Source organism: Streptomyces viridochromogenes DSM 40736 (genome assembly GCF_000158955.1).
Lineage (GTDB): Bacteria > Actinomycetota > Actinomycetes > Streptomycetales > Streptomycetaceae > Streptomyces > Streptomyces venetus.
Genome location: NZ_GG657757.1, coordinates 1,938,564 through 1,949,769 on the forward strand (window position 1 = coordinate 1,938,564; position 11,206 = coordinate 1,949,769).

Here is an 11,206-nt window from a genome sequence, read left to right on the forward strand (position 1 = left end):
GCGCGGGGGTTGGTGCTCAGTGGGCGCCGGTGCCGGTCAGGGACCTGACCTCCAGCTCCGCGTACTTCTTGGCGTCCGGCTCCTCCTTCGACAGGATCGTGCCGAGCCAGCCCATGAGGAAGCCGAAGGGGATGGAGATGATGCCCGGGTTCTTCAGCGGGAACCAGGCGAAGTCGACCTCGGGGAACATCGCCTTGGGGTCGCCGGAGACCACGGGCGAGAACAGCACCAGGCCGACGGCGACGATCAGACCGCCGTAGATCGACCACAGGGCGCCCTGGGTGGTGAACCGCTTCCAGAACAGGCTGTAGAGGATGGTCGGCAGGTTGGCGGAGGCGGCGACCGCGAAGGCGAGCGCGACGAGGCCGGCCACGTTCAGGTCGCGGGCGAGGGCGCCGAGGCCGATGGAGACGACGCCGATGAAGACGGTCGCCCAGCGGGCCGCGCGGACCTCCTCGGCGCCCGACGCCTTGCCCTTGCGGATGACGTTGGCGTAGATGTCGTGCGCGAAGGAGGACGACGAGGCGAGGGTGAGGCCGGCGACCACGGCGAGGATCGTCGCGAAGGCTACCGCCGAGATCGTGGCGAGCAGGATCGCGCCCCAGGTCGAGTCGACACCGCCGAGGTGCAGGGCGAGCAGGGGTGCCGCCGTGTTGCCGGACGGGTTGGACGCGATGATCTCGTCCTGGGAGATCAGCGCGGCGGCGCCGAAGCCGAGGGCGATGGTCATCAGGTAGAAGCCGCCGATGATGCCGATCGCCCAGTTCACCGACTTACGGGCGGCCTTGGCGTCGGGCACCGTGTAGAAGCGGATCAGGATGTGCGGCAGGCCGGCGGTGCCGAGCACCAGGGCGATGCCGAGGGAGACGAAGTCCAGCTTGGAGGTTCCGGTCATGCCGTACTGGAGGCCGGGCTCCAGGAAGGCGGCGCCCTTGCCGCTGTTCTCGGCGGCCTGGCCGAGCAGGTCGGAGATGTTGAAGTTGAACTTCAGCAGCACCAGGAAGGTGATCAGGATGGTGCCGCCGATGAGCAGCACGGCCTTGACCATCTGGACCCAGGTGGTGCCCTTCATGCCGCCGATGGAGACATAGACGATCATCAGGAGGCCGACGAGGGCGACGATGAGGATCTTGCCCGCGTCGGAGGTGATGCCGAGCAGCAGGGAGACGAGGACGCCCGCGCCGGCCATCTGGGCCAGCAGGTAGAAGATCGACACGACGATCGTGGACGTACCGGCGGCGGTGCGGACCGGGCGCTGGCGCATGCGGTACGCGAGCACGTCACCCATGGTGTAGCGCCCGGAGTTGCGCAGCGGCTCGGCGACCAGGAGCAGGGCGACCAGCCAGGCGACCAGGAAGCCGATGGAGTACAGGAAGCCGTCGTAGCCGAAGAGGGCGATCGCGCCGGCGATGCCGAGGAACGAGGCGGCCGACATGTAGTCGCCGGAGACCGCGAGTCCGTTCTGGAAGGCGCTGAACTGGCGGCCGCCCGCGTAGAAGTCGGCGGCGTCCTTGGTCTGGCGGCCGGCCCAGACGGTGATGCCGAGCGTGGCCAGGACGAACAGCGCGAACAGGGTGATGATCAGCGGGCGGTGCTCGCTGGCCTCGTTCGCGGCGAGCAGGGTCTGCTGTGCGGGGCTCATGCGCCGCCCTCCATCCGGGACTTGATGGCCTCGGCCTTGGGGTCGAGCTTCGCGGCGGCGTGCCGCGAGTACCACCAGGCGATGAGGAACGTGGTGACGAACTGGGCGACGCCGAGGAGGAGGGCGACGTTGATGTTGCCGAACAGCTTGGTTCCCATGAAGCCGCCCGCGTAGTTCGACAGCAGGACGTACAGCAGGTACCAGGCGATGAAGGCGACGGTCAGCGGGAAGGCGAAGGAGCGGTACGAGCGGCGCAGTTCACCGAACTCCGCGCTCTCCTGCACCTCGGCGAACTCCTCGGGTGAGGGGAGTTTGTGTTGCTCTTTCGAGGGGGGCGGTGCATCGGTGGACACGGAGAGTCTCCTCGTGACGACGGAAGCGGTTTGAACGGGGACGGAGGCGAGTGTCCTCGCGCTCCCTGCTCAACGTCACGGCGGCACGCGAGAACCGGTTCAACGGCCGGGCTTTCTTTCCGAAGTCGTTTCGACAAAACGTTGCTGGCCAGCGAGAGCGCGGGATAGCTTCGCCCTGCACCACCCGTCATGTACCTGCCCGAGCACCACCTGTGCCTCGGGCCGGTTTCGTTTCCGGATGATGTGGAGACCCCATGTCCCAGCTGCGTTCCAGACGCCGGCTCGCTCTCGCCGTGCCTGTCGTGCTGTCGCTGACGGCCTCGCTCGGCTTCCTGCCCGCCGCCGCGTCGGCGGCCCCGGCCGCGGAGCCGACCGCGCAGGCGGCGGACGCGCCGGAGCTGGCGTACGTCGTCAACACCAAGGTGGACCGTCGCACGATCGCGTCGGTGAAGAAGGCGATCGGCGCGGCCGGCGGCTCGGTCGTGGCCACGTACGAGCGGATAGGCGTGCTCGTCGTGCACTCCTCGAACGCCGGCTTCGCCCAGAAGATACGCACGGTGCGCGGGGTCCAGTCGGCGGGTGCGACGCGGACCACGCCGCTGACCGCCGCGGGCACGACGCAGGAGGGGGCGGCGCAGTACCTGACGGCCGCCCAGGCCCAGCGCGTGGCGGCGGCCTCGGCGAAGGCGCCGGAGAGCGAGCCCCTCGAAGCGGACCAGTGGGACCTGCGCGCGATCGGCGCCGACCAGGCCGCGAAGATCAACCCGGGCAGCCGCAAGGTGACCGTCGCCGTGATCGACACCGGCGTGGACGACACCCACCCCGACATCGCCCCGAACTTCTCCGCGGCCCAGTCCGCCAACTGCGCGGGCGGCAAGCCCGACACCACCGAGGGCGCCTGGCGGCCGTACACCGCCGAGGACTACCACGGCACGCACGTCGCCGGTGAGATAGCCGCCGCCCGCAACGGCATAGGTGTCTCCGGTGTGGCCCCCGGAGTGAAGGTCTCCAGCATCAACGTGACCGACCGGGCCAACGGACTCTTCTACCCGGAGAGCGTCGTGTGCGCCTTCGTGTTCGCCGCCGACCACGGCGTCGAGATCACGAACAACAGCTACTACGTGGACCCGTGGCTGTACAACTGCATGGACGACCCGGACCAGCGGGCCATCGTCGACGCCGTCAACAGGGCGCAGCTCTACGCCCAGAAGAAGGGCACGCTCAACGTCGCCGCGGCGGGCAACTCCAACCACGACCTGGACTCGGACGCGATCGTCGACGACTCCAGCCCGGACGACTCCACCCCCGCCCCGCGCACCATCGACCCGCACGAGTGCTTCGACGTGCCGAACCAGCTGCCGGGTGTCGTCACGGTGAGCGCGACCGGCGTGAACAGCCTCAAGTCGTACTACTCGTCGTACGGCGAGGGTGTCGTGGACGTCGCGGCGCCGGGCGGCGACAGGCGCTACCAGACGCCGGACACGCCCTCGAAGGACGGCCGCATCCTGTCCACCCTGCCGAACGGCGAGTACGGCTTCCTCCAGGGCACCTCGATGGCCGCGCCGCACGCCTCCGGGGTCGCCGCGCTGCTGAAGTCCAAGCACCCGTGGGCGTCTGCGGCCCAGCTCCAGGCGCTGCTGAAGGCACAGGCCGACCCGACCGCCTGCCCCTCGTCCTACGACCAGGACGGCGACGGCACGCAGGACGCGGTGTGCAAGGGCGGCAAGCGCGTCAACGGCTTCTACGGGTACGGCATCGTCAACGCGCTGCGCGCGGTCAAGTGAGCCGTACTCCTGAGTCCTTCCGCAAAGTCCGCTCGTACCGCGAACGAACTGGAGACACCATGACTGCGCCGCACGCGCGCTACCGGCGCGCCGTCGCGATCCCGGCCGGGATGGCCATGGCCACGGCCCTCGCGTTCCTGCCGAACACCGCGGCCACGGCCGCCGACCAGGCTCCCGCTGCGGTCTCCGCCGACGCGACCCCGCTCAGCTACGTCGTCAACGTGGGGCCGGGGCACGGCACTTCGGCGTCCGTGAAGAAGGCCGTCGGCAAGGCCGGCGGCACGATCGTGACGTCGTACGACCAGATCGGCGTGATCGTCGCCCACTCCTCCAACCCCGCCTTCGCCCAGACCATGCGCACGGTGCGCGGGGTGCGGTCGGCGGGAGCCACCCGCACGGCGCCGCTGCCGTCGGCGGCGACGACCGACCTGGGCGCGCCGAAGGTGCTGAGCGCGGCCGAGGTCGCGAACGCCGGCGCGGCGGCCGGCCAGGACCCGCTGGAGTCCCTGCAGTGGGACCTGCCCGCCATCAAGGCGGACAGGGCGCACGAGAAGTCGCTGGGCAGCAAGAAGGTCACGGTCGCCGTGATCGACACCGGTGTGGACGACACCCACCCCGACATAGCGCCCAACTTCGACCGCAAGGCGTCGGTCAACTGTGTCTCGGGCAAGCCGGACACCGCCGACGGGGCCTGGCGGCCCGCTGCCTCGGAGAGCCCGCACGGCACGCATGTGGCGGGAGAGATAGCGGCCGCCAAGAACGGCGTCGGCATGACCGGTGTCGCGCCCGGCGTGAAGGTCTCCGGGATCAAGGTGTCCAACCCGGACGGCTTCTTCTACACGGAGGCCGTGGTGTGCGGCTTCATATGGGCGGCCGAGCACGGCGTCGACGTGACGAACAACAGCTATTACACCGACCCCTGGTACTTCAACTGCAAGGACGACCCGGACCAGAAGGCGCTGGTGGAGGCCGTCACGCGGGCCTCGCGGTACGCGGAGAAGAAGGGCGCGGTCAACGTCGCGGCGGCCGGCAACGAGAACTACGACCTCGCCTCCGACGAGATCACCGACCCGTCGTCCCCGAACGACACCACGCCGGGCGACCGCGTCGTCGACCCGTCGAAGTGCCTCGACATCCCGACGCAGCTGCCCGGTGTGGTCACGGTCGCGGCGACGGGCGCGAAGGGCATCAAGTCGTCCTTCTCCAACCACGGGCTGGGCGTGGTCGACATAGCCGCGCCGGGCGGCGACTCGACGGCCTACCAGAAGCCGGAGCCGCCGGCCACGAGCGGGCTGATCCTGGGCACGCTGCCGGGCGGCCGGTGGGGCTACATGGCCGGTACGTCGATGGCGTCCCCGCATGTCGCGGGCGTCGCCGCGCTCATCAAGTCGACGCACCCGTCCGCGTCCCCGGCCCGGGTCAAGGCCCTGCTGTACGCACAGGCCGACGCCACGCCGTGCACCGACCCGTACGACATCGACGCCGACGGCAAGGTCGACGCGGTGTGCGAGGGCTCGAAGAACCGCAACGGCTTCTACGGCCGGGGCATCGCGGACGCGCTGGACGCGGTGACCAAGTAGAGCTCGTGTGAAGTGTGAAGACGGTTCGGGCCGGGCGGGGGTACCCGCCCGGCCCGCTGCGTTCCTGCGGCAGGATTCCTCGTCATGGACGTGTACGAGGATCGGTCGACCTGGACAGCCGAACCGGTGCGGCCGCGGTGGCAGTTGGCCCTGCGGTTCGCCGGGAGCGTGGTGTGGTTCCCGGTGGTGGCCGTGCTGTGGGTGGCGGTGGCGGCCGTGTTCATCGTCGTCGGGATGTTCGCCGAGGTGATCACGGCTTTCAGCAGCACCCTCGAACGCGGCTACCTCAACGTGATGGGCGCGGTGCTGGACCGCGTGGGGGCGCTGGCCTCCTGGTGCGTGTCCTGGCCGGAGCTGCGTCATGAAGGTGACGCCGACTTCTACAAGGCGCGGGTGGACAAGGCGGTCGGGAGGTGGACCGCGCGGGCCTCGGCGCCGCGCAAGCCGAACATGCCGCCACCGCCGGTCGAGTGTGCGATACCCCTGCGGAAGTACCGCGGCGTCGGCGGCCGGTACGTCGCCGAGGTCGCGCTCGCGCAGGGGTGGGAGGTGCGGCCGACGAACGTGGGCAAGGAAGTGCGGCTGAAGTGGTCGGCCGCGTCGAAGACCGACTGAGTTCGTCCTCCCGGACTTGCCCGCCGATGTGAAGGCTGGTGAAGATCCTGGGGTGACCTCGACAAGACCCACCCCCGGGGCGGCCGGCACGCACGGGCCCGTACGGCCCACCGGTGCGGGCCGGTCCGTCGCCCTCCTGGTACTGGTGACGCTGGCCGCGCTGATCCCGCTGTTCGGCCCGTCCACCGCGCTGCACGGCACCGGGGAGGCCGCCGCGCCCGGCTCCGGGGGCATAGCCCTGCTGCGTACGGTGCTGTTCGCCGCGCTGTGCCTGCCGATCGGCGAGCTGTTCGTGAACCGGCTGGCGCGCTCCGTGCCGGGTGCTCCGGAGAAGCCCGCTGACGGGCGTCACCCGCCCGTTCCCCGCGGTTGGTCGCCCTTCGCGGCCGGTGCGGGCTTCGTCGCCGCTCTCGGGCTCGCCTCGGTCGTGGCCACCGGCAATCTCGTCCCGGGCGGCCTGTCGGACATCGACGTCGGCGGGCTCTACGCGTCCCGGGACGGCAAGCTCGCCCTGATCGAGGTCAACGCGTTCCTCGTGGCGGGGCTGTGCGCGGTGTCGCGCCGGCCCGGCACGCAGATCTGGCCGCTGGCCGCCGTCGTCGTGGCGGAGGCCCTGCGCGCGCACCCCACGACCGAGCACGGTCCGCTGACCGGTTCGGCGCTGACGCTGGTGCATCTGGCCTGCGCGGCGCTGTGGGTGGGCGGCCTGCTGCACGCGCTGCGGACCCTGCGGCTGTGGAACGGCCGGTACGGCACACAGGCCGGCGCCGCCCTGCTGGGCCTCTACGCGCGCGTGGCGGCCGTGCTGCTCGCCGCCATCACCGCGACCGGCGTGTGGAGTTCACTGCGCCGGATGCCGCCGGAGACGATCCTGGAGCAGCTGACGGCGACGGCCTACGGGCGGGCCCTGCTCGCCAAGGCGCTCCTCACGGCCGTCGTCGCCGGCCTCGCCCTGTGGGCCCGTCAGCGGCTGCGCCGGGCCGCCGATCCGCTGACGGCCTGTGCGCCGGCCCGGGCGGAGGTCGTCGCGCTGGGCCTGGTGGTCGCGGTGTCCGGGCTGCTGACGGCTCTTCCGGCGCCGATCCGCTGGTGAGTCTCAGGCGGCGCGCATCTCGCCGTACGTCGCGGCCGGTGCCCGGCGGGCGTTGAGCGCGCCGAGCGTGCCGAGGACGAGCAGGATCTGCGCCGCGATGTACGTGAGCATGATCCAGAAGTCCGGCCTCGGTGGCTGCGGCCATTCGGCGACGCCGGTCGCGATGAGCGTGTCGGAGAGCAGGAACAGGGCGCCGCCGAGTCCGGTGAAGAGGCCGAGCCGGATGGCGGCGCCGTACGCCATGGCCGTGAGCAGGAGGCTGTACGCGGCGACGGGCACGCGCAGGTCCGCGGGCAGGTCCGGCCTCAGCAGCGCGACCGTCGTGACGAGGGCGGTGGCGTAGCCGAGGGCGAGCAGGCCCGCACGCGCGCGTGGGACCGCGTACCGGCTGCCGTTCCTCACGAACAGGACGAGGTAGCAGACGTGTCCCGCCGCGAAGCAGGCCATGCCGGCGAGGAAGGCCGGTTCGGCGTCGGACAGCAGCAGGACGTCCCCGCCCCAGCCGAAGAGGAGAGCGGCCAGGAGCGGCCGGGGTGCGCGGCGCAGGGCGGCCCAGGCGGCCAGGAGCGGCATCAGCGACGGCTTGGCGACGACGTGCCCGGGCTCGAAGCCGGCCGCGAGCGAGAGGAGGTCGGTGGCGACGGCCAGGCCGAGGGCGAGGAGGAGCACGCGGGAGAGGTTCACGCCGACGTGCTCTCACCGACCGGCGCGCTGCCACCGACCGGCGTGCCCCCACCGACCGGCGTGCTCTCCACCACCGGCGAAGCCGCCGGTGACGCGACCTCTGCCCTGGCCGGGGCCGGGCCCCATCCCGGCCCCCGGAACACCCGTCCGGCGCGCTCGCGCCAGTCGCGGGCCGCCCTCAGGTCCTTGGCGATGGACACGTACTCGTGTGTGGCCACCTTGAGCGGGTTGTACGTGTCGATGTTCTTGGTCAGCCCGTACACCGGCCGTGTGGTCTCGGCGACGAACGATCCGAACAGCCGGTCCCAGACGATGAGGATGCCGCCGAAGTTGCGGTCGAGGTAGCCACCCTGGGAGGCGTGGTGGACCCGGTGGTGCGAAGGGGTGTTGAGGACGAACTCGAACCAGCGGGGCATCTTGTCGATCCGCTCGGTGTGGATCCAGAACTGGTAGACGAGGTTCGCGGAGGAGCAGAACGCCAGCGCGGCCGGGTGCACGCCGGCGGCGATGAGGGGGAGGTAGAAGGGCCACACGGTCAGGGACGTCCAGGGCTGGCGCAGCGCGGTGGTGAAGTTGAACTTCCGGCTGGAGTGGTGGACGACGTGGCAGGCCCACAGGATGCGGATGACGTGGTGGCCGCGGTGGGACCAGTAGTAGAAGAAGTCCTGCGCGAGCAGCATCAGCGGGACGGTCCACCACAGGACGGGCACGCGCAGGGGCGTGAGTTCGTAGACGGCCGTGTAGACGGCGACGATCGGGATCTTCCAGAGGAAGTCGAAGACGAGGCTCCCGAGCCCCATGCCGACGCTCGTCGCGGCGTCCTTCGCCTCGTAGCCCTCCGCGTCCTCGTCGGGGTGGAGACGGCAGCTCACCATCTCGACCACGGTGAGCAGCACGAAGGCGGGTATCGACCACAGCACGACATCGGGCAGGTTCGGCATGCATGCACCGTAGGACCGCTGTCGTGCCCCGACTAGACGTTGTTACCCACAAGTATTACCGACGGTACGCGCTTGCTTCTTGGCGATCTCCGCCAATCGCCCGGGGCCGGCGGCGGAGCACCTGAGCACCGATCAGACGTACGCCTCTCGAACGGACAGACCGGACAAGATGCCTGAGGGGGCGTCGGAAGGGACGGGCGGGCGCCCCTGGCGGACGGCGGTGTCAGTCGTGGCCCGTATCCTCAGGGACCATGCTCGAAGACCTGACGACCGCAGCGCTCTCTTCCACATCGTGGCCGACCGCGTATCCCAAGGGATATGCGGTCGTTGACGTGGAGACCACGGGTCTGGCCCGGGACGACCGCATCATCTCCGCGGCCGTCTACCGGCTGGACGCGCGCGGTGAGGTCGAGGACCACTGGTACACGATGGTCAACCCGGAGCGGGACCCCGGCCCCGTGTGGATCCACGGACTGACGAGCGAGGCACTTGAGGGCGCGCCCCTCTTCCAGGACATCGCCGAGGAGTTCACGACGCGGTTGGAGGGGCGTGTGCTCGTCGCGCACAACGCCGTCTTCGACTGGCAGATGATCGCCCGGGAGTACGCGCGCGCCCAGCGCGAGGTTCCGGTGCGGCAGCGGCTGTGCACCATCGCGCTCTCCAAAGAGCTCGGACTGCCGCTGCCCAACCACAAGCTGGAGTCCCTCGCCGCGCACTACGGCGTCGTCCAGCGGCGGGCGCACCACGCGCTGGACGACGCGCGCGTCCTGGCGGAGGCGTTCCAGCCGAGCCTGCGTGCCGCGGCGGCGGGCGGCGTACGCCTGCCGCTGCTCGAGTGCCGGCCGCTGACGGAGTGGTCCGACCGCCCCGCCACGCCCCGGATCGGACAGCAGGCGGGCTACGGCGGATACCGCCCGACGAGTTGGCGCCCCTCCCGGAAGCGGCCCGCGTGCCCCTACCCCAACCCGGGGCGGTACGAGCCGGGCGGGCGGCTCAAGCAGGGCATGCGGGTCGCCTTCTCGGGTGACACCTCGACCGAGCGGGAACTGCTGGAGGACCGGGCCACCGACGCCGGGCTGCACGTCGCCACCAGCCTGTCCCGGCTGACCAGCCTGCTCGTCACGAACGACCCGGACTCGGGCACGTCCAAGGTGGTCAAGGCCCGGCAGTTCGGCACGCCGGTCGTGGACGAGGCGGCGTTCGGGCAGCTCCTCGCGGATGTGGAGCCGGCCTCGGAGGGGTGACCGGACCGGGCGAGGCGACGCCGGGGCGACCGTACGGACGGGTGATTGGCGGGCGACTCGCCCGGTGACCGCTCGCCCGGGCCACGGCGACGGCTCACCCTGTGGCCCATGGCGACCTGTGAGGTATGTGGCAATCAGTACGGAATGACCTTCGAGGTGCACGCGCAGGGGGCGGTGCACGTCTTCGACTGCTTCGCCTGCGCGATCCACCGCATGGCCCCGATCTGCGAGCACTGCCGGGTACAGATCATCGGCCAGGGCGTCGACGTCGACGGCCACTGGTACTGCGGTGCCCACTGCGCCCGCGCGGAGGGAAAGGTGGGAATTGTCGACAAGGTATAAACCCGTACCCGCCTGAATGCACCCCGCGACCCGGTTGTACGGTCGTGGGGTGTACCGCTTCCTGATGTCCCGGCAGTGGGTGATCCTGACGCTGATCGCCCTGCTTCTCATCCCCACGATGATCAGGCTGGGCATCTGGCAGATGCATCGCTACGAGGAGCGCACCGCCCGGAACCAGCTGGTCACGGACGCGCTGGCGGCCGAGCCGGTGCCCGTCGAGAAGCTGACCACGCCGGGGCACACGGTCACCAGCGCCGAGCGGTACCGGACCGTGACCGCCAAGGGGCACTTCGACACCGAGGACGAGGTCGTCGTCCGCCGCCGCACCAACTCCGACGACGAGGTCGGCTATCACGTCCTGACCCCGTTCGTCCTCGACGACGGCAAGGTCCTCCTGGTCAACCGGGGCTGGATCCCGTCGGACGGCCCGAGCCAGACCGCGTTCCCGAAGGTCCCCGCACCGCCCGGCGGCGAGGTGACGGTCAAGGGCCGGCTGATGCCCGACGAGACGACCGAGGCGAGCGGCATCAAGAACCTCGAGGGTCTGCCGGACCGGCAGGTCATGCTGATCAACAGCGAGCAGGAGGCCCGGCGCCTGGACGCCCGGGTGCTCGGCGGCTACATCGCGCAGACGGCGCCCGAGCCGAAGGGCGACACCCCCGAGCTGCTGGGCAACCCCGGCAAAGAGGACGCGGCGCTGAACTACGCGTACGCGATCCAGTGGTGGCTGTTCTCCGCCGCCGTCCCCGTGGGCTGGGTGGTCCTGGCCCGCCGCGAGGCCCGGGAGCGGGCGCGGAAGGCGACCGAGGCGGCCGACTCCGAGAAGGCGGAGCCGGCCGCGGTGTGACGGACCGCCGCCGCGGCTTCAGCAGCAGCGCCCCTGCCGGCAGTCCTCCCGATGCGACCGGTTCAGCACCTCCGTGAGTTC

At 70.8% G+C, this 11,206-nt stretch carries 11 protein-coding genes; 7 read left to right on the plus strand and 4 right to left on the minus strand.

The genetic code is table 11. The features are described from left to right. Positions 1 to 16 precede the first annotated feature (16 nt). Both SSQG_RS08465 and SSQG_RS08470 read right to left on the minus strand, forming a co-directional pair. Positions 17 to 1,642, minus strand: a complete 1,626-nt coding sequence (locus tag SSQG_RS08465) for a solute symporter family protein (protein WP_003989315.1) — start codon at positions 1,640 to 1,642, stop codon at positions 17 to 19. Then, the gene (locus SSQG_RS08470; RefSeq protein WP_003989316.1) at positions 1,639 to 1,995 is read right to left on the minus strand and encodes a DUF485 domain-containing protein; all 357 of its coding nucleotides are present in this window, start codon (positions 1,993 to 1,995) and stop codon (positions 1,639 to 1,641) included. The genes SSQG_RS08465 and SSQG_RS08470 overlap by 4 nt, the downstream gene beginning before the upstream one ends. A 254-nt stretch (positions 1,996 to 2,249) precedes the next feature. Between SSQG_RS08470 and SSQG_RS08475 the strand changes: the two genes are divergently transcribed. The 4 genes from SSQG_RS08475 to SSQG_RS08490 all read left to right on the plus strand — a co-directional run bounded on the left by SSQG_RS08475 (position 2,250) and on the right by SSQG_RS08490 (position 7,067). Continuing rightward, positions 2,250 to 3,779, plus strand: a complete 1,530-nt coding sequence (locus SSQG_RS08475; RefSeq protein WP_003989317.1) for a S8 family peptidase — start codon at positions 2,250 to 2,252, stop codon at positions 3,777 to 3,779. Between the two features lie 59 nt (positions 3,780 to 3,838). Further along, positions 3,839 to 5,359, plus strand: a complete 1,521-nt coding sequence (locus tag SSQG_RS08480; protein WP_003989318.1) for a S8 family serine peptidase — start codon at positions 3,839 to 3,841, stop codon at positions 5,357 to 5,359. Positions 5,360 to 5,443: 84 nt separating this feature from the next. Then, on the plus strand, positions 5,444 to 5,974 hold the full coding sequence (locus SSQG_RS08485) for a hypothetical protein (protein WP_003989319.1): 531 nt from the start codon (positions 5,444 to 5,446) through the stop codon (positions 5,972 to 5,974). A gap of 52 nt (positions 5,975 to 6,026) precedes the next feature. Continuing rightward, positions 6,027 to 7,067: a CopD family protein gene (locus tag SSQG_RS08490; RefSeq protein WP_003989320.1), complete on the plus strand. Its 1,041-nt coding sequence runs from the start codon at positions 6,027 to 6,029 to the stop codon at positions 7,065 to 7,067. Positions 7,068 to 7,070: 3 nt separating this feature from the next. Here the strand turns inward: SSQG_RS08490 and SSQG_RS08495 are convergent, their stop codons facing one another. Both SSQG_RS08495 and SSQG_RS08500 read right to left on the minus strand, forming a co-directional pair. After that, complete coding sequence (locus tag SSQG_RS08495) at positions 7,071 to 7,751, minus strand: lysoplasmalogenase (RefSeq protein ID WP_003989321.1); 681 nt, start codon at positions 7,749 to 7,751, stop codon at positions 7,071 to 7,073. Then, on the minus strand, positions 7,748 to 8,692 hold the full coding sequence (locus tag SSQG_RS08500) for a sterol desaturase family protein (RefSeq protein WP_003989322.1): 945 nt from the start codon (positions 8,690 to 8,692) through the stop codon (positions 7,748 to 7,750). The genes SSQG_RS08495 and SSQG_RS08500 overlap by 4 nt, the downstream gene beginning before the upstream one ends. A 251-nt stretch (positions 8,693 to 8,943) precedes the next feature. Between SSQG_RS08500 and SSQG_RS08505 the strand changes: the two genes are divergently transcribed. The 3 genes from SSQG_RS08505 (at position 8,944) to SSQG_RS08515 (ending at position 11,125) form a co-directional block, all read left to right on the plus strand. Next, entirely contained in the window at positions 8,944 to 9,936 is a 993-nt protein-coding gene (locus SSQG_RS08505) for a DEDDh family exonuclease (RefSeq protein WP_003989323.1), read from the plus strand. A 108-nt stretch (positions 9,937 to 10,044) separates the two neighbouring features. Then, positions 10,045 to 10,278 (plus strand): hypothetical protein, encoded by a 234-nt coding sequence (locus SSQG_RS08510; protein ID WP_003989324.1) that lies wholly within the window; start codon positions 10,045 to 10,047, stop codon positions 10,276 to 10,278. A gap of 49 nt (positions 10,279 to 10,327) precedes the next feature. Beyond that, positions 10,328 to 11,125 (plus strand): SURF1 family protein, encoded by a 798-nt coding sequence (locus SSQG_RS08515; RefSeq protein ID WP_208865627.1) that lies wholly within the window; start codon positions 10,328 to 10,330, stop codon positions 11,123 to 11,125. The last annotated feature ends 81 nt before the right edge of the window (positions 11,126 to 11,206 follow it).